The sequence below is a fragment of the Streptomyces roseoviridis genome (assembly GCF_039535235.1).
Classification (GTDB): domain Bacteria; phylum Actinomycetota; class Actinomycetes; order Streptomycetales; family Streptomycetaceae; genus Streptomyces; species Streptomyces roseoviridis.
In genome coordinates, this window is the sequence record NZ_BAAAWU010000001.1 from 1,771,935 (window position 1) to 1,790,435 (window position 18,501).

The 18,501-nt window shown below is 71.8% G+C and carries 12 protein-coding genes, 1 pseudogene and 1 riboswitch; of the genes and pseudogenes, 5 read left to right on the forward strand and 8 right to left on the reverse strand.

All coding sequences use genetic code 11. From position 1 onward, the window contains the following. Positions 1 to 147: 147 nt before the first annotated feature. Positions 148 to 429, forward strand: a complete 282-nt coding sequence (locus ABD954_RS07990) for an HPr family phosphocarrier protein (protein WP_046910823.1) — start codon at positions 148 to 150, stop codon at positions 427 to 429. Positions 430 to 662: 233 nt separating this feature from the next. Here the strand turns inward: ABD954_RS07990 and ABD954_RS07995 are convergent, their stop codons facing one another. The 4 genes from ABD954_RS07995 to ABD954_RS08010 all read right to left on the reverse strand — a co-directional run bounded on the left by ABD954_RS07995 (position 663) and on the right by ABD954_RS08010 (position 5,430). Continuing rightward, positions 663 to 1,346 (reverse strand): GntR family transcriptional regulator, encoded by a 684-nt coding sequence (locus ABD954_RS07995; RefSeq protein ID WP_345485095.1) that lies wholly within the window; start codon positions 1,344 to 1,346, stop codon positions 663 to 665. A 192-nt stretch (positions 1,347 to 1,538) separates the two neighbouring features. Continuing rightward, positions 1,539 to 2,309, reverse strand: coding sequence for a M23 family metallopeptidase (locus ABD954_RS08000; RefSeq protein WP_345485096.1), 771 nt, complete (start codon positions 2,307 to 2,309; stop codon positions 1,539 to 1,541). 12 nt (positions 2,310 to 2,321) lie between these two features. After that, positions 2,322 to 2,487, reverse strand: a riboswitch (cyclic di-AMP (ydaO/yuaA leader). A gap of 202 nt (positions 2,488 to 2,689) precedes the next feature. Continuing rightward, complete coding sequence (locus tag ABD954_RS08005) at positions 2,690 to 4,057, reverse strand: M16 family metallopeptidase (protein WP_345492029.1); 1,368 nt, start codon at positions 4,055 to 4,057, stop codon at positions 2,690 to 2,692. Positions 4,058 to 4,083: 26 nt separating this feature from the next. Continuing rightward, complete coding sequence (locus ABD954_RS08010) at positions 4,084 to 5,430, reverse strand: M16 family metallopeptidase (protein ID WP_345485097.1); 1,347 nt, start codon at positions 5,428 to 5,430, stop codon at positions 4,084 to 4,086. Positions 5,431 to 5,611: 181 nt separating this feature from the next. Here ABD954_RS08010 and ABD954_RS08015 point away from each other — a divergent pair. Together ABD954_RS08015 and ABD954_RS08020 are read left to right on the forward strand one after the other, a co-directional pair. Continuing rightward, a pseudogene (locus ABD954_RS08015) lies at positions 5,612 to 8,062 on the forward strand (DNA gyrase/topoisomerase IV subunit A); the annotation flags it as partial. A 198-nt stretch (positions 8,063 to 8,260) separates the two neighbouring features. Next, positions 8,261 to 10,066: a GmrSD restriction endonuclease domain-containing protein gene (locus ABD954_RS08020; protein ID WP_345485098.1), complete on the forward strand. Its 1,806-nt coding sequence runs from the start codon at positions 8,261 to 8,263 to the stop codon at positions 10,064 to 10,066. A gap of 21 nt (positions 10,067 to 10,087) precedes the next feature. Here the strand turns inward: ABD954_RS08020 and ABD954_RS08025 are convergent, their stop codons facing one another. Beyond that, positions 10,088 to 11,146 carry a CobW family GTP-binding protein gene (locus ABD954_RS08025; RefSeq protein WP_345485099.1) on the reverse strand — a complete coding sequence of 353 codons (1,059 nt, stop codon included), beginning with the start codon at positions 11,144 to 11,146 and terminating at the stop codon, positions 10,088 to 10,090. 236 nt (positions 11,147 to 11,382) lie between these two features. On the opposite strand from ABD954_RS08025, the gene ABD954_RS08030 reads away from it, so the two are divergent. Further along, on the forward strand, positions 11,383 to 13,050 hold the full coding sequence (locus ABD954_RS08030) for a sensor histidine kinase (RefSeq protein WP_345485100.1): 1,668 nt from the start codon (positions 11,383 to 11,385) through the stop codon (positions 13,048 to 13,050). Further along, positions 13,047 to 13,739: a DUF7342 family protein gene (locus tag ABD954_RS08035; RefSeq protein WP_345485101.1), complete on the forward strand. Its 693-nt coding sequence runs from the start codon at positions 13,047 to 13,049 to the stop codon at positions 13,737 to 13,739. The genes ABD954_RS08030 and ABD954_RS08035 overlap by 4 nt, the downstream gene beginning before the upstream one ends. Before the next feature lie 113 nt (positions 13,740 to 13,852). On the opposite strand, the gene ABD954_RS08040 is transcribed toward ABD954_RS08035, so the two are convergent. The 3 genes from ABD954_RS08040 to ABD954_RS08050 all read right to left on the reverse strand — a co-directional run bounded on the left by ABD954_RS08040 (position 13,853) and on the right by ABD954_RS08050 (position 18,350). After that, positions 13,853 to 15,445, reverse strand: a complete 1,593-nt coding sequence (locus ABD954_RS08040; RefSeq protein ID WP_345485102.1) for a solute symporter family protein — start codon at positions 15,443 to 15,445, stop codon at positions 13,853 to 13,855. Then, positions 15,442 to 15,993 carry a DUF485 domain-containing protein gene (locus tag ABD954_RS08045; RefSeq protein ID WP_345485103.1) on the reverse strand — a complete coding sequence of 184 codons (552 nt, stop codon included), beginning with the start codon at positions 15,991 to 15,993 and terminating at the stop codon, positions 15,442 to 15,444. Before ABD954_RS08045 ends, ABD954_RS08040 begins: the two co-directional genes overlap by 4 nt. A gap of 239 nt (positions 15,994 to 16,232) precedes the next feature. Then, positions 16,233 to 18,350: a DNA gyrase/topoisomerase IV subunit B gene (locus tag ABD954_RS08050; RefSeq protein ID WP_345485104.1), complete on the reverse strand. Its 2,118-nt coding sequence runs from the start codon at positions 18,348 to 18,350 to the stop codon at positions 16,233 to 16,235. Positions 18,351 to 18,501: the final 151 nt, after the last annotated feature.

Consider the following 18,501-nt stretch of genomic DNA (forward strand, 5'->3'; position numbering starts at 1 on the left):
GGCACCGGTCGCGCGGCAGGTGCGCTCCGTGCAAGGTAGGGAAGGCCGAACGGCGGTCCCGGCCGGGGTCGAAGCTCGGTACGAGAGCACGTCGCCACGCGTGAGAGACTGGTCTAGACAACCGCTGAAAGTTGAAGGGCAACCACCATGGCTGAGCGCCGCGTCAACGTCGGCTGGGCCGAGGGCCTGCACGCCCGCCCCGCCTCCATCTTCGTCCGTGCCGCCACGGCCGCCGGCGTCCCCGTGACGATCGCCAAGGCCGACGGCAACCCGGTGAACGCCGCGTCCATGCTCGCGGTGCTCGGCCTGGGTGCCCAGGGCGGCGAGGAGATCGTGCTCGCTTCGGACGCCGACGGCGCCGAGGCCGCGCTCGACCGCCTGGCGAAGCTGGTCGCCGAGGGTCTCGAGGAGCTTCCCGAGACCGTCTGACCCGTCTCCTCCCCGACGACGGATCACGAGAGCCGCGTCCGCCGGAATGCCGGCGGACGCGGCCTCCTCTTTTCCGGACCGGGAATCACGGTTGTCGGCAGATCGCCGCCGGGGACCATTGCACGACCGCGGGGGAATACACGGCGGTCATGGGAATAGGCGGATAAAGAGGAGCGGCGGGCAGAGCGAGACAATCCCCTGAATTCGCTCCCTCTTTGTATACGGCGTCCGTGTTAATTCCCCCGGCCGGCGATGTTGACGACATGTTGCGAAACCCTCACACGCGGCCGCTCCGGCCGTTTCAGCCGGTGCTGCGGCAGTGCGTGCTCCACGTGCAGCGCGGTCAGCGCCCGGGCCCGCTCGGCGTCCCCGCGCGCCACGGCGTCGACGATGGCCCCGTGCTCGGCCCACGCCTCCACGGGCCGGACCGCCGGCTCGACCGCGTACATCCAGGCGATCTTGTGCCGCAGCTGGGTGAGCAGCGCCGTGAGCGGCGGGCTGCCGGACGCCTGCGCCAGGGTCTCGTGGAACCAGCCGCCCAGCGAGGCCAGGTCCTCGCCCTGGCCGCCCCTGGCCCGCTCCTGCCCCAGTCTGACCAGGCCGCGCAGCACCTTGAGGTGGGCGTCGGTGCGCCGCTGCGCGGCCCGGGCGGCGCCCAGCGGTTCGAGCAGGGACCGCATCTCGAGCAGGTCGGCCGCCTCCTGCTCGGTGGGCTCGGCGACCTGGGCGCCGGCATGGCGGCGGGTGACCACGAAGCCCTCGGACTCCAGGGTGCGCAGGGCCTCGCGGACCGGGACGCGGGAGACCCCGTAGCGGCGGGCGAGCTGTTCCTCCGTCAGCCGGGCGCCCCGCTCGAACGTTCCGGTGACGATGTCGTCCCGGATCGCCGTGCATACCGAGTGCGCGGGAATGCGCATGTCCGACCTCCCCGTTGATCCGCGCGAAACCCCATCGAGCGGCTCTTGTTCCGGCGACTCTATTGCAGGACGGCGGAATTTCCGATGCCGCCCGTCAATTCCGCACAGAAAAGGCCCCGGCTCGCGGGAGCCGGGGCCTTTTTCTGTCGCACGGGTCGCGCCGGTCGTGGGCGCGTCTGCGGGTCCGTCGGATCAGACGTTCACGCCGCGGGCGCGGAGGTAGGAGATCGGGTTGATGTCCGAGCCGTACTCGGCGCTGGTGCGCGCCTCGAAGTGGAGGTGCGGGCCGGTGGAGTTGCCGGACGAGCCGGAGACGCCGATCTGCTCGCCGGGGGTGACCTTCTGGCCGACGTAGACGTTGATCGCCGAGAGGTGGCCGTACTGGGTGTACGTGCCGTCGTGCATCCGGATGACGATGTTGTTGCCGTACGCGCCGCCCCAGCCGGCCTCGACGACGGTGCCGGAGCCGACGGAGACGACCTTGCTGCCGTAGGAGGCGTGGAAGTCGATGCCGGAGTGGCTGCCGGAGGACCAGAGCGAGCCACCGGTCTTGTAGCCGGTGGACACGTACGTGCCGGCGACGGGGAGCTGGAAGGAGTTCAGGCGCTTGCGCTCGGCCTCGCGGGCGGCGCGCTCCTTGGCGGCACGGGCCTCCTTGGCGCGGGCCTCGGCCTTGCGCTTCGCCTCGGCGGCGGCCTTGACGCGGGCGGCGGCCTCGTAGGCCTCCTCCTCCTGGGCGGCGGCCTGGGCGTCGACCCGCTCGGCGAGGGACTCCTCGGTGATCACCTGGGTGAGGCCGGTGTCCTCGGGAGAGGGCTCCTCCGTGTCGGCGGCGAACGCCGGGGAGGCGAGGGTGCCGATGACGCCGGTGGTGGCGAGCGTCGCCACGCCGGCGATGCCGGCGCTGCGGCGCGCCAGACGGCTCGGACCACGATGCTTCCCGGTGGCACGGGTGAACGCCATGTAGTGGCTGATCCTTTCCTTCCCTCTCGCCTACCGGGTTAGCTGACGGGTTCGGAGCAGGAAGGTCTCCTACGGGCCCCTCCGCGCTGAGCGAAGGCGTCCGATTCACCCCAGGGACTGCGTGCGGGTCCCCGGCTCCCCAGGCTCGCGCCTTGCGGGGACTCGGCGATGACTGTCCGTTGCCGCGGATGCGGCGTGGTGCAACGGCCGGACAGCCGGGTCGACGCTAGGCGGATCTTCAGTCAATCGGCAAACAGACTCGCTCGTTTGTAAGACATGCCACAGGTCATTCAGGCATGCTTGACGACAATACGGACATACGAGAGGACCCCGGCGAACCAGGTCGCAGGGGTCCTCCGTCGTGCGTGACGGCGGCTCAATCAGCCGGTGACGACGGTCACTTCGCCGATGCCGAGCGCCCGTACCGGCTCCGCGATCTTCGACGCGTCACCGACGAGCACCGTCACGAGCCGGTCCACCGGGAAGGCGTTGACCACGGCCGCGGTCGCCTCCACCGTGCCCGTCTCTGCCAGGCGCGCGTACAACTGCGCCTGGTAGTCGTCCGGGAGGTGCTGCTCGACCTGGTCGGCGAGGGTGCCCGCCACGGAGGCGGCCGTCTCGTACTTGAGCGGGGCGACTCCCACCAGGTTCTGCACGGCGACGTCCCGCTCGGCGTCGGTCAGTCCCTCGGCGGCGAGGGTGCGCAGCACCTTCCACAGGTCCTCCAGCGCCGGACCGGTGTTGGGGGTGTCGACGGAGCCGCTGATGGCGAGCATCGAGGCGCCGTTGCCCTCGCCGTCGGAACGCAGCACCTGGCCGAAGGCCCGCACCCCGTAGGTGTATCCCTTCTCCTCGCGCAGCACGCGGTCCAGGCGGGAGGTGAGGGTGCCGCCGAGGCAGTACGTGCCGAGCACCTGGGCCGGCCAGACGCGGTCGTGGCGGTCGGCGCCGACGCGGCCGATGAGCAGCTGCGTCTGGACGGCGCCCGGGCGGTCCACGACGACGACCCGGCCGGTGTCGTCGGCCGTGATGGGCGGCATGGGCCGGGGCGCGGCCGGCGCGCCCGTCCAGGCGCCCAGGGTCTCGTCGAGGACCTTGTCCAGGTCGACGCCGGTGAGGTCGCCGACGACCACGGCGGTGGCCGCGGCCGGCCGCACGTGCGCGTCGAAGAAGGCGCGGACGGCGGCGGCGTCGATCGCGCCGACCGTCTCCTCGGTGCCCTGGCGCGGCCGGGACATCCGGGAGGAGGCCGGGAACAGCTCCTTGGAGAGCTGCTTGGCGGCGCGGCGGGCGGGGTTGGCCGTCTCGTGGGGGATCTCGTCGAGCCGGTTGCGCACCAGGCGCTCGATCTCGCTCTCGGCGAAGGCCGGGGCGATCAGGGCCTCGGAGAGCAGGCCGAGCGCCTTGGGCAGCCGGGAGACCGGGACCTCCAGGGAGACCCGTACGCCGGGGTGGTCGGCGTGCGCGTCGAGGGTGGCGCCGCAGCGCTCGAGCTCGGCGGCGAACTCCTCGGCGCTGTGCTGGTCGGTGCCCTCAGACAGGGCCCGCGCCATGATCGTGGCGACGCCGTCGAGGCCCTCGGGCTCGGCGTCCAGCGGGGCGTCGAGGACGATCTCGACGGCCACCACCTGCTGTCCGGGGCGGTGGCAGCGCAGCACGGTCAGGCCGTTGTCGAGCGCGCCGCGCTCCGGGGCGGGGAACGCCCAGGGCTTGGCCTCGCCCGGCCGGGGCTGCGGGTGGAAGGTCATGCTCGTCAAAGACGCGGCAGCGTCGGTCACTGGTCCGCTCCCTCTTCCTCGTCGCTGTCGCTCTGTTCGCCGGACACCGGCTCGTAGACCAGGACGGCGCGGTTGTCCGGGCGCAGCCGGGCCGCGGCGACCTCGCGCACCTCGTCGGCGGTGACGTCGAGGACCCGGTTCACGGCTGTCAGGGCGAGCTGCGGGTCGCCGAAGAGCACGGCGTACCGGCACAGTTCGTCGGCGCGGCCCGCGACCGTGCCGAGCCGGTCCAGCCACTCGCGCTCCAACTGGGCCTGGGCGCGCTCCATCTCCTCGGGCGTCGGGCCGTCGGCGGCGAAGCGGGCGAGCTCCTCGTCGACGGCGGCCTCGATCCGCGGCACCTCGACGCCGCCGGAGGTCTTGACGTCCAGCCAGCCCAGCGACGGCGCGCCGGCGAGGCGCAGCAGGCCGAAGCCGGCGGCGACGGCGGTGCGGTCGCGGCGGACCAGGCGGTTGTGGAGGCGGGAGGACTCGCCGCCGCCGAGGATGGTCAGGGCGAGGTCGGCCGCGTCGCACGCGCGCGTGCCGTCGTGCGGGAGCCGGTAGGCGGCCATCAGCGCGCGGGCCGGGACCTCCTCCTCGACGACCTCGCGCAGCTGTCCGCCGATGACGTCGGGCAGCGAGCCGTCGCGCGGCTCGGGCTTGCCGTCGTGGCCGGGGATGGAGCCGAAGTACTTCTCCACCCAGGCGAGGGTCTGCTCCGGGTCGATGTCGCCGACGACCGAGAGCACCGCGTTGTTCGGCGCGTAATAGGTGCGGAAGAAGTTCCGGGCGTCTTCCAGGGTGGCGGCGTCCAGGTCGGCCATCGAGCCGATCGGCGTGTGGTGGTACGGGTGGCCCTCGGGGTACGCGAGGGCGGTCAGCCGCTCGAAGGCGGTGCCGTAGGGCACGTTGTCGTAGCGCTGGCGGCGCTCGTTCTTGACGACGTCCCGCTGGTTCTCCATGGACTCGTCGTCGAGGGCGGCGAGCAGCGAGCCCATGCGGTCCGCCTCCAGCCACAGCGCGAGCTCCAGCTGGTGGGCGGGCATGGTCTCGAAGTAGTTGGTGCGCTCGAAGCTCGTCGTGCCGTTGAGCGAGCCTCCGGCGCCCTGCACCAGCTCGAAGTGGCCGTTGCCGTGGACCTGCTTCGAGCCCTGGAACATCAGGTGCTCGAAGAGGTGGGCGAGGCCGGTGCGGCCCTTCACCTCGTGGCGCGAGCCGACGTCGTACCAGAGGCAGACCGCGGCGACCGGGGTCAGGTGGTCCTCGGAGAGCACCACGCGCAGGCCGTTGGACAGCCGGTGCTCGGTCGCTGTCAGGCCGCCGGAGCCGGTCTCGGCCGTGGCCGTGTGACCCATGGGCATGTACGTCCCTTCGATCGCGATGTGGAAAAGTCCTGCCACTGTATGCAAGCGCGCCGACACCTGGCGAAGTTCCCGCCCGCCGGGGATGTCCCTCTTCCGGGTCGCGGTCGGCGTTGTCGGTGGCACGGTCCACAATGGTCCGCGTCAGATCAACCTTGTTGGTGAAGGAGCCGCAGCCGCGATGGCCCGCCGCAGCACGAAGACACCGCCGCCGGACGACGCGTTCGAGGAGCGAATCCTCGACATCGACGTCGTTGACGAGATGCAGGGCTCCTTCCTCGAGTACGCGTACTCGGTCATCTACTCCCGCGCGCTGCCCGACGCCCGCGACGGCATGAAGCCCGTGCAGCGGCGCATCGTCTACCAGATGAACGAGATGGGGCTGCGGCCCGACCGCGGTTTCGTCAAGTGCGCCCGGGTCGTCGGCGAGGTCATGGGCAAGCTGCACCCGCACGGCGACGCGTCGATCTACGACGCGATGGTCCGCATGGCGCAGCCCTTCTCCATGCGGCTGCCGCTCGTGGACGGCCACGGCAACTTCGGCTCCCTCGGCAACGACGACCCGCCGGCCGCCATGCGGTACACGGAGTCGCGGATGGCCCCGGCCGCGCTGCTCATGACGGAGTCCATCGACGAGGACACCGTCGACTTCGCGCCGAACTACGACGGCCAGGAGCGCGAGCCGGTGGCGCTTCCCGCCGCGTACCCGAACCTGCTGGTCAACGGCGCCTCGGGCATCGCGGTCGGCATGGCCACCAACATGCCCCCGCACAACCTGGGCGAGGTCGTCGCGGCGGCCCGCCACCTGATCCGGCACCCGAACGCGGACCTGGAGGCGCTGATGCGCTTCGTGCCGGGTCCCGACCTGCCCACGGGCGGCCGGATCGTCGGCCTGTCCGGCATCAAGGACGCCTACGAGACGGGCCGCGGCACCTTCAAGATCCGTGCGACGGCCACCGTGGAGAACGTGACGGCGCGCCGCAAGGGCATCGTCGTCACCGAGCTGCCGTTCACGGTCGGCCCCGAGAAGGTCATCGCCAAGATCAAGGACCTGGTGGGCTCCAAGAAGCTCCAGGGCATCGCCGACGTCAAGGACCTCACCGACCGCAACCACGGCCTGCGCCTGGTCATCGAGGTGAAGAACGGCTTCGTGCCCGAGGCGGTCCTGGAGCAGCTCTACAAGCTGACGCCGATGGAGGAGTCGTTCGGCATCAACAACGTGGCGCTGGTCGACGGCCAGCCGCTCACGCTCGGCCTGAAGGAGCTCCTGGAGGTCTACCTCGACCACCGCTTCGACGTCGTCCGGCGGCGTTCGGAGTTCCGGCGGAGCAAGAAGCGCGACCGGCTCCACCTGGTGGAGGGCCTGCTCGTCGCGCTCCTCGACATCGACGAGGTCATCCGGCTGATCCGGCAGAGCGAGAACTCGGCGGAGGCCAAGGAGCGCCTGATGGAGCGCTTCTCGCTGAGCGAGATCCAGACGCAGTACATCCTGGACACCCCGCTGCGCCGGCTGACCAAGTTCGACCGGATCGAGCTGGAGAGCGAGCGCGACCGCCTCAACGGCGAGATCGACGAGCTGACCGGGATCCTGGAGTCCGACGCGGAGCTGCGCAAGCTGGTCTCGGCGGAGCTGGCGGCGGTCGCGAAGAAGTTCGCCACCGAGCGGCGCACGGTGCTCCTGGAGTCGGCGGGCGCGCCGGTGACGGCGGTCTCCCTGGAGGTCGCCGACGACCCCTGCCGGGTGCTGCTGTCGTCGACCGGACTGCTGGCCCGCACGGTCACCGAGCAGCTCCCGGCCGTGCAGGACGGCAAGCGCGCCAAGCACGACGTGATCGTCTCCGCGGTCGCGGCGACCCAGCGCGGTGACATCGGCGTCGTGACCTCGGCGGGCCGGCTGTTGCGGGTCGCGGTCATCGACCTGCCGCAGCTGCCGGACACGGCGAACGCGCCCACGCTGGCGGGCGGTGCGCCGCTGGCCGAGTTCGTCTCCCTGGAGGCGGACGAGACGGTGGTCTGCCTCACCACGCTGGAGGAGGCTTCCCACGGCCTGGCGATCGGCACGCTGCAGGGCGTGGTGAAGCGCGTGGTGCCGGACTACCCGGCGAACAAGGAAGAGCTGGAGGTCATCACCCTCAAGGACGGCGACCGGATCGTCGGCGCGACCGAGCTGCGCACGGGCGAGGAGGACCTGGTCTTCATCACCTCCGACGCCCAGCTGCTGCGCTATCCGGCCTCCCAGGTGCGGCCGCAGGGCCGGCCGGCCGGCGGCATGGCCGGCATCAAGCTGTCGGCGGGCGCCGAGGTGATCTCCTTCACCGCGGTGGACCCGGCGGCGGACGCGGTCGTCTTCACGGTGGCCGGTTCTTCGGGCACGCTCACCGGGGCGGCGCCGACCTCGGCCAAGCTCACCCCCTTCGACCAGTACCCGCGCAAGGGCCGCGCGACCGGCGGCGTCCGCTGCCAGCGCTTCCTGAAGGGCGAGGACGTCCTGCTCCTCGCCTGGGCGGGCGCGACCCCGGCCCGCGCCGCCCAGAAGAACGGCACCCCGGTCGACCTCCCCGAGCCCGACCCGCGCCGCGACGGCTCGGGCACGCCGCTCGCGAAGCCGGTCGACGTGGTGGCGGGCCCCCCCGGCTTCCTGACGCCCGCACCGGACAGCCGACCCCCGTCGTACCCGGCCGAACGGCCGCGCCCGGCGGGGGTCACGTCGTTCTCGCACCGTACCGACCTGCGCAAACGCCGGACGCGCCGCTCGGAGGCCCGATAGCCTCGGCCCGGAGATCTGCCGGGTCCGCCCGGCGGATCCTGTGCCGAGCAGAGGAAGGCCGCGTTGACGGACGAAGCATTCAGCATCGACAAGCGCCCGCTGCGGGACCTGCTGCGGCAGGTCGAGGACGGCAGGGCGCAGCTGCCCGAGTTCCAGCGGGGCTGGGTGTGGCCGCATCCGAACATCACCGCGCTGCTCGCCTCCGTCTCCCAGGGTTTCCCGGTCGGCACGGTCATGACGCTGCAGTCCGGCGGTGACGTCCGCTTCAAGCACCGCCCCATCGAGGGCGCCACCCCTCCCCCGGGTACGGAGCCGGAGACGCTGGTCCTCGACGGGCAGCAGCGGCTCACCTCGCTCTTCCAGTCGATCCGGCTCGGACGGCCGGTGGAGACCCAGGACGTGCGCAAGCAGCGGGTGTCGGGCTGGTTCTACGCCGACATGCGCGCGGTCCTGGACGGACAGACCGACCGTGAGGACGCCATCCGGTTCCTGCCGAAGGACAGGATCGTGCGGAACTTCCGCGGCGAGGTGCTGGAGGACTACTCGACCCCTGAGAAGGAGTACGGGGCGGACCTCTTCCCGCTGCGGTACGTCATGAACCCCCGCGACTGGGAGTCGGGCTACCAGGACTTCTGGGACTTCGACAAGGAGAAGCTGCGCTTCTGGAGGGACTTCGACGAGGAGTTCGTCCGGCGCTTCGACCGCTATCAGATGCCCGTGATCTCCCTCGGCAAGAACACCGCCCGCCAGGCCGTCTGCCAGGTCTTCGAGAACGTCAACACGGGCGGCGTCTCCCTCACCGTCTTCGAGCTGCTCACGGCCACGTTCGCGGCGGACGAGTTCGACCTCAGGCGGCACTGGAAGGAAGAGGTGAAGGCCGCCTGGGAGGCACCGGAGTACCGGATCCTGAAGGACGTGTCGAACACCGACTTCCTCCAGTCGGTGACGCTGCTCGCGACCGCCGCGCGGCACGAGGAGGCGGTCGCGGACGGCGTACCGGAAGAGCGCCGTCCGCGCATCGGCTGCAAGCGCAAGGACATGCTGGAGCTCTCCCTCGACGAGTACGTGCGCTTCGCGCCGCTCGTCGTCCAGGGGTTCAAGGGCGCGGCCAAGTTCCTGCGCCAGCAGTACGTGTTCGACACCAGGTTCCTGCCGTACGGCACCCAGCTCATCCCGCTCGCCGCGATCCTGGCGCAGGCGGGACAGGACGCGCAGAGCGCCGGGGCGCAGTCCAAGCTCGCGCGCTGGTACTGGTGCGGGGTCTTCGGCGAGCTCTACGGAGGCTCGACGGAGACCCGGTTCAGCCACGACCTGCCGGACGTCGTCGGCTGGATCCGGGGCACCTCCGGCGAGCCGAGGACCGTGGAGGCGGCCCAGTTCGCCCCGGGCCGGCTGCTGACCCTGCGGACCCGTAACAGCGCCGCGTACAAGGGCATCTACGCACTGCTCCTCAAGGCCGGGGCCATGGACTGGCGCACCGGGGAGAAGGCCGAGATCACCGGGTACTTCGACGAGTCGATCGACATCCACCACATCTTCCCCAAGGCGTGGTGCCACGCGGAGCGGCAGGACCCGGACCTGTACAACTCGATCGTCAACAAGACCCCGCTGACCGCCCGCACCAACCGGATCATCGGCGGCAACGCACCGTCCGACTACCTGGTGAAGCTCGCGAGGAGCGCGGAGACCACGGCGGAGCAGGTGCAGAGCCACATCCGGTCCCATCTCGCCGCTCCCGAGCACATGGCGACGGACGACTTCCCGGCGTTCTTCGCCGCCCGGAAGGCCGCGCTGCTGGCGCGGGTCGCCGCGGAGACGGGCAAGAGCATCGCCGACGACGCGGTGGAGCACGCGGACGCCGCCGGCTGAGGCGACGGCCCTTCGGGGGCTTCAGGAGGCGTCGGGCTCCGGTTCGTCCTCGGTGCCGGGCACGTACCGGAGCACTCCCCACATGCTGTGCTCGTCGGGGGTGTCCTGCGGGCCGTTCTGTTCGCAGGCGGCGAGCTCCTTGCGGAGGGCGGCCGTGTCGGTGCCGGAGCCGATCAGGACGAGCTGGGTGAGGCGTTCCTCGCCGGCGGGCCAGGGCTCGGGGTAGAAGCGCAGGAAGCGGCCGACGGCGTGCACGCCGTAGCGGTTGGCGGGATCGGCGGTGCCGAAGTCGACGAAGCCCTTGATGCGGTAGAGGCCCTCGGGGCGCGAGTCGAGGAAGGCCATCAGGCGGCGCGGGTGGAGCGGGGTGGAGGTCGCCAGCGAGACGGTCTCGTAGGCCGCGTGCGGGTGGGCGTGGTCGTCCTCCCCGGAGCCGTACAGAACGTCCTCGATCGACATCTGGCCGGTGATCTCGTCCTCCGGGACGACGCGGTCGAAGAGCAGTTCCGGGTCGACGCGGCCCTGGACGGCCTCGACCACGGCCGCCCGTCCCGCGAGGCCCGTGACGGTCTCCCGTACGGTACGGAGCTGCTCCGGCGGCACCCGGTCGGTCTTGTTGACGACGACGAGGTCGGCGGCGGCGAGGTGGCGGTCGGTCTCCGGGTGGCGGGACCGGGTGGCCGCGAACTCGGCGGCGTCGACCACCTCGATCAGCCCGCCGTACACGATCCGCTCGTTGTCGCTGGCCAGCACCATGCGGACGAGCTCCTGCGGCTCGGCGAGTCCGCTGGCCTCGATCACGATCACGTCGAGGCGGAGCTCGGGGCGGGTCAGCACCTCCAGGTACTCGTCGAGTTCGCTGGCGTCCACGGCGCAGCACAGGCAGCCGTTGCCGAGGGAGACGGTGGATCCCACCTGCCCGGCGACGGTCATGGCGTCGATGCCGATGTCGCCGAAGTCGTTGACCATGACCCCGATCCGCGTCCCGCGCGCGCTGCGCAGCAGGTGGTTGAGCAGGGTCGTCTTCCCCGCCCCGAGAAACCCGGCCAGGACGACGACGGGGATCTGCTGGGTGGTCACGGGTCAAGCCTCCGGGCCGTCGGTGGGTCGATACGTCGGTTCGTCGCTGAGCGGCTGTGCCGCTGTGCCGCTGTGCCGCTGTGTGCGGGTCTCGCTGTGTCGCTGTGTCGATGTGTGCGGGTGTCGCCGCCACGGGCGGTGGCCGCGCCGGCGAAGATCCAGGATAGGCAGACCGCGCCCGTGGTCAGGGCGGCGACATTTCCGGTCGGTGCCCTCCTCCCCGTACCGTTTTCGCCATGAGTCCCGCACCCCCCTCCCCCGCGCGGCCGCCCGTCCGCCGGCGCGGGTTCGGGTGGCCCCAGCGGGTGTTCTCGCAGGTCCTGCTGATGCAGCTGGCCGTCGCGACCGGTGTGACGGTGCTCGCCACGGGCCTGTTCCTCGCCCCGCTCAGCGCCCAGCTCGACGACCAGGCCATGCGCCGTGCCCTGGCCATCGCGCAGACCACCGCCTCACCGCGGGTGGCCGGCGACCTGCTGTCCACCCATCCGTCGGCCACCGGGCCGGTGCAGGCGGAGGCGGAGCGGATCCGGCGTACGACGGGCGCCGAGTACGTGGTGGTCATGGACACGCACGGGGTGCGCTGGTCGCACACCGACCCGGCCCGCATCGGCGGACGCGTCTCCACCGACCCGAGCGACGTGCTCGCGGGCCGCGAGGTGATGGAGATCGACAGCGGCACCCTGGGCCGCTCCGCCCGGGGCAAGGCCCCGCTGCGGGACAGGAACGGGGAGATCGTCGGCGCGGTGTCCGTGGGCATCGAGTACGACAGCGTCCGCGACCGGCTCGTCGCCGCGATCCCCGGGCTCCTCCGCTACGCCGGCGGCGCCCTCGCCGCGGGCGCGCTCGCCGCGTATCTGATCTCCCGCCGTCTGCAGCGGCAGACCCACGACCTGGCCTTCTCCGACATCTCGGCGCTGCTCGCCGAGCGCGAGGCGATGCTGCACGGCATCCGCGAGGGCGTGGTGGCCCTCGACCGCGCCGGAAGGATCCGGCTCATGAACGACGAGGCGCAGCGGCTGCTCCAACTGGGCCCCGAGGCCACCGGACGCCCGCTCGACGAGGTCCTCGGCGCGGGCCGCACCGCCGACGTGCTCGCCGGCCGGGCAACCGGCGAGGACCTGGTGACCGTGCGGGGCAGCCGGGTGCTCATCGCCAACCGGATGCCGACGGACGACGGCGGCGCCGTCGCCACCCTGCGCGACCGCACCGAACTGGAGCGGCTCGGCCGGGAGCTCGATTCCACGCGCGGCCTCATCGACGCCCTGCGCGCGCAGGACCACGAGCACGCGAACCGGCTGCACACCCTTCTCGGCCTGCTGGAACTGGAGATGTACGAGGACGCGGCCGCCTTCGTCACCGAGGTGGTCGGCGTGCACCGCGCCACCGCCGAGCAGGTCACCGAGAAGGTCCACGACCCGTTGGTCGCCGCGCTCCTGGTCGGCAAGGCCACCGTCGCCGCCGAGCGGGGCGTCTCGCTGCGCATCGCGCCCGGCTCGCTGCTCCCCGACCGGCTCGTCGATCCGCGCGAGCTGGTCACGGTGGTCGGCAACCTGGTCGACAACGCCCTGGACGCCGCCTCCGGCACCCTCCACGCGCGCGTGGAGGTGGATCTGCGGGCCGAGGGCCGCACGGTCGTGCTGCGCGTCACGGACAGCGGTCCGGGCGTGCCGGAGGAGCGCCGTGAGCTGATCTTCACCGAGGGCTGGAGCACCAAGGAGCCGCCCGCGCACGGCAAGCGCGGCCTGGGACTCCCTCTGGTGCGCCGGCTCGCGGAACGCCGGGGCGGCAGCGCCCGGGTGGGGACGGGCGCGGACGGCGGGGCGGAGTTCACCGTGGTCCTGCCGGAGGCACTGAGTGCGGCGGACGACGATCTCGCCCCGGTGGACGCGGAGGAGGCACGGTGATCGGCGTCCTCGTGGTCGACGACGACGTCCGGGTCGCGCGGGTCAACGCCGCCTACGTGGCCAAGGTGCCGGAGTTCCGGGTGGTCGGGGTCGCCCACTCGGCTGCCGAGGCCCTGGCCCGGCTCGCGGAGGCGGCGCCGCCGGTGGACCTGGTGCTGCTCGACCACTACCTGCCGGACGGCAACGGCCTCGCGGTCGTCCGGGAACTGCGCGCCCTCGGCCGGCCCTGCGACGTGATCATGGTGACCGCGGCCCGCGACGTCGCGACCGTGCAGGCCGCGATGCGGCACGGGGCGTTGCAGTACCTGGTGAAGCCGTTCGGCTTCGCCGGGTTGCGCGCCAAGCTGGAGGCGTACGCGGCGCTGCGGCGCACCCTCGACGAGGGCGGCGAGGCGGAGCAGGCCGAGGTGGACCGGATCTTCGGCGCGTTGTCGGCCGGCTCGGCGGAGCCGGACCTGCCGAAGGGACACTCGCCCACGACGGCGGAGCTGGTGCGCCAGGTGCTGCTCGGGGCGGACGGGCCGCTGTCGGCACAGGAGATCGCCGAGCGGGCGGGGGTCAGCCGGCAGACCGCCCAGCGCTATCTCAAGCTGCTGGAGCGGGCCGGCCGGGTGCGGCTGTCGCTCAAGTACGGCGAGACGGGCCGCCCCGAGCACCGGTACGCCTGGGTGAGCTCGCCCGCGGGCTGACCCGGCGGCGGATCCTCCCGCGCCGCCCCGTCCTCGGCCTCCCGCTCGACCTCACCGCCCTCGCCGAACTCACCGCCCTCTGCTCGTCCCCGACGCCCTCCCGCACGCTCCCGTCACACCGCGCCCGCCCCCGTCAGCGCCCGTACCTCGGTCTCGGCGTGCCGGGCCTCGTCGGGCGGCTCGGGCGAGGTGACGGTGCCGAGCCAGCCCGCGAGGAAGCCGAGCGGGATGGACACCAGACCCGGGTTCTGCAGCGGGAAGAGCTGGAAGTCGACGCCGGGGAAGAGGGCGTCGGGGCTGCCGGAGACGACCGGCGAGACCACCACCAGCAGAACGGCGGGGACGAGTCCTCCGTAGACCGACCAGACCGCTCCGCGCGTGGTGAATCGGCGCCAGAACAGCGAGTAGAGCAGCACGGGAAGGTTCGCGGAGGCGGCGACCGCGAACGCGAGGCCGACGAGGAAGGCCACGTTGAGGTCCCGCGCCAGCAGGCCCAGGCCGATGGCGGCCACGCCGATCCCCGCGGCGGCGAGCCGGGCGACGGTCACCTCGCTGTACCGCTTGCCGTGGCCGCGGCGCAGGGAGGCGTACAGGTCGTGGGCGACGGAGGCGGAGGAGGCGAGCGTGATGCCGGCGACGACGGCCAGGATGGTGGCGAAGGCGACGGCGGCGACGACGGCGAAGAGGACCGTGCCGCCGGTGGAGCCCGCTCCGCCGCCGAGGTCGAGGGCGAGCAACGGCACGGCGGTGTTGCCGGCGCTGTTGGAGGCGCGGACGGCGTCGGGACCGACCAGGGCAGCCGCGCCGAAGCCGAGCACGATCGTCATCAGATAGAAGCCGCCGATGAGCCCGATGGCCCAGACGACGGACCGCCGGGCCGCGCGGGCGGTGGGCACGGTGTAGAAGCGGGACAGGATGTGCGGGAGTCCGGCCGTGCCGAGGACGAGGGCGATGCCGAGGCTGATGAAGTCGGCGCGGGCGGTCCAGTCGCCGCCGTAGCGCAGGCCGGGGGCGAGGAAGTCCCGGCCGTGGCCGCTGCGTTCCGCCGCGGTGGTGAGCAGCTGGTCGAAGTCCCCATGGAAGCGGGCCAGCACGAGCAGGGTGAGGGTGATCGTGCCGGCCATGAGGAGCACGGCCTTGACGATCTGGATCCAGGTGGTGGCCCGCATGCCGCCGAGCGACACGTAGACGACCATCAGCGCGCCGACGCCGATCACCGTCCAGGAGCGGGCGGCTTCGCTGGTGCCGCCGAGCAGCAGGGCGACGAGGCTGCCGGCGCCGACCATCTGGGCGACCAGGTACAGCACGGACACGGTGACGGAGGACGTTCCGGCGGCGATCCGGACCGGACGCTCGGCCATCCGGGAGGCGACGACGTCGGCGAGGGTGAAACGGCCGCAGTTGCGGACGAGTTCGGCGACGAGCAGGAGCACGACCAGCCAGGCGACGAGGAATCCGACGGAGTAGAGCATGCCGTCGTAGCCGAAGAGGGCGATGAGGCCGGAGATGCCGAGGAAGGAGGCGGCGGACATGTAGTCGCCCGCGATGGCGAAGCCGTTCTCCATCGGTGAGAACAGCCGGCCTCCGGCGTAGAACTCCTCGGCGGAGCCGTGCCGGTTGCGGCTGACCCAGGTGGTGATCCCCAGGGTGACCGCGATGAACGCGCTGAACAGCAGCAGCGCGAGGGTCTGGTGGTCTCCGGTCACCGCCGCACCCCCCGGGTCATCTCCTGGGTGTCCCAGCGCAGTTCGAGGGCGGCCCGGTCCCGGTGCAGCCGCGCGTGCCGGGCGTAGGCCCAGGTCAGCAGGAAGGTGGTGGCGAACTGGCCGAGTCCGGCGAGCATGGCGACGTTGACCGCCCCGGCGACGGGGCGGGCCATGAGGCCGGGGGCTGCGGTCGCCGCGACGACGTACGCCAGGTACCAGAGGAGGAAGGCGAGGGCGGCCGGGAAGACGAAGCGGCGGTAGCGGCCGCGCACCTCCTGGAAGGCGGGGCTGCGCTGGACCTCCAGGTAGATGTCGGCGGCGCTGTCGGCGGCCTGCTGCCGGGGCACGGTCCCGGAGAGGTGCGGGGCCGCCGTGATGGTCCGGCCGGACACGGCGCCGTCGAGTTCGCCGCCGCCCTGCTCGTGGCCGACGGGCCCTTCGCCCTCGGTCCCGTCGCCGTCGTGCTCGCCCCAGCCGGCGGCCAGCTCGTCGTACCAGGGGTCGTCGATCCCCACCGCCGCGGGGTCGCGCCCTTCCTGCTTCTCCACCGGTGAACTCTCCTTGTCAGCGAACCGTTTCGGCCGCGTGCCCAAGGATGGACAGAGCGGGAAGATCCCGGACTCTTCTCCCGCCCCTCTTCACCCCATTAGGTGATGCGATCCCGGATGCGCCTGACCGGCCCGTCCGATAGGCATATCGGGGGCCGGTCAGGGTGGTGTGCGGTGCCGCGGTGCTCCGAGGGCGCACGGCGGCCGCGGGAGGCGTCGGGCGTGGGTCCCCGAGGCCGTCAGGCGTCGATGCGGGAGCGGTCGAGGGTCGCCGCGGAGCTGGTGATGAACTCCTTGCGGGGTGCCACGTCGTTGCCCATGAGCAGGTCGAAGACCTGCTCGGCCGCCTCCAGGTCGCCGATGTTGATCCGGCGCAGGGTGCGGTGGCGCGGGTCCATGGTGGTCTCCGCCAGCTGGTCCGCGTCCATCTCGCCGAGGCCCTTGTAGCGCTGGATGGAGTCCTTGTAGCGGACGCCCTTGCGCTGGAACTCCAGCAGCGTCTGCCGGAGCTCGTTGTCCGAGTACGTGTAGACGTACTTGTCCTGGCCCTTCTTGGGCTGGACCAGCTCGATGCGGTGCAGCGGCGGCACGGCGGCGAAGACGCGGCCCTGCTCGACCATGGGCCTCATGTAGCGCTGGAACAGGGTCAGCAGCAGCGTACGGATGTGGGAGCCGTCGACATCGGCGTCGGTCATCATGATGACCTTCCCGTACCGGGCGGCGTCGATGTCGAAGGTGCGGCCCGAGCCCGCTCCTATGACCTGGATGATCGCTCCGCACTCGGCGTTCTTGAGCATGTCCGAGACGGAGGACTTCTGGACGTTGAGGATCTTGCCGCGGATCGGCAGGAGGGCCTGGAACTCGCTGTTGCGGGCGAGCTTGGCGGTGCCGAGCGCGGAGTCTCCCTCGACGATGAAGAGCTCGCTGCGCTCGACGTCGTCGCTGCGGCAGTCGGCGAGCTTGGCGGGCAGCGAGGAGGACTCCAGGGCGGTCTTCCTGCGCTGCGCCTCCTTGTGCTGGCGGGCCGCGATCCGGGTACGGGCGGCGGCGACGGCCTTCTCCAGGACGGCGCGGGCCTGGGCCTTGGCGTCGCGCTTGGTGGAGGTCAGGAAGGCCTTCAGCTCCTTGGCCACCACGTTGGCGACGATCCGGCGGGCCGCCGAGGTGCCCAGCACCTCCTTGGTCTGGCCCTCGAACTGCGGCTCGGCGAGGCGGACGGTCACGACGGCCGTGAGGCCCTCGAGGGCGTCGTCCTTGACGATGTCGTCCTCGGCCACGCGCAGCATCTTGGTGGCGCGCAGCACCTCGTTGACCGTCTTGGTGATCGCCTGCTCGAAGCCGGAGACGTGGGTGCCGCCCTTGGGCGTGGCGATGATGTTGACGAAGGAGCGGACCGTGGTGTCGTACCCGGTGCCCCAGCGCAGGGCGACGTCGACGCCGAGCTCGCGGGTGACCTCGGTGGGAGTCATGTGGCCGCGGTCGTCGAGGACCGGGACGGTCTCCTTGAAGGTGCCCTGCCCGGTGAGGCGGAGCACGTCGCAGACGGCCTTGTCCTGGGCGAGGAACTCGCAGAACTCGCTGATGCCGCCGTCGAAGCGGAACATCTCCTCGCTCTTGCCCACGCCGTCCAGGTCGCGCTCGTCGCGGACGACGATGGTGAGGCCGGGGACGAGGAAGGCGGTCTGGCGGGCGCGCTGGTGCAGCGTCTCCAGGGAGAGCTTGGCGTCCTTGAGGAAGATCTGGCGGTCCGCCCAGTACCGCACGCGGGTGCCGGTGCGCGTCTTGGGGACGCGCTTGGTCTTGCGGAGGCCGCCGGCCGGGTCGAAGGGGCTGTCGGGGCCCTGCTCGGTGAAGATGCCGGGGACACCGCGGCGGAAGCTGATGCCGTGGGTGGAGCCGTTGCGGTCGACCTCGACGTCGAGCCGGGCGGAGAGCGCGTTCACCACGGAGGCGCCGACGCCGTGCAGGCCGCCGGAGGCCGCGTACGAGCCGCCGCCGAACTTTCCGCCGGCGTGGAGCTTGGTCATGACGACCTCGACGCCCGACAGGCCGGTCTTGGGCTCGACGTCGACGGGGATGCCCCGGCCGTTGTCGCGGACCTCGACGGAGCCGTCGTCGTGGAGGATGACGTCGATGTGGTCGCAGTAGCCGCCGAGGGCCTCGTCGACGGAGTTGTCGATGATCTCCCAGAGGCAGTGCATCAGGCCACGGCTGTCGGTGGACCCGATGTACATGCCGGGGCGCTTGCGGACGGCTTCGAGCCCTTCGAGGACGAGCAGGTGCCGCGCGGTGTAGTTGGAACCGTCACGGTCTGCGGTCAGCAGCGCACTGGACGGCACGGACGTCTCGGCGGTCACGCGGTTCGCTCCTCGCTGAATTTGAAATCTTGCCCGGTGGGGTAAAGCCCGGCGTCGGTCACCGGTCAGAGGGTACCGATGCCTGGTAGAGGCGCTGTCACGCCACCCTCCTGATTCCTCATGCTAGTCCAGTGTCGTATGAGTGTTCGAT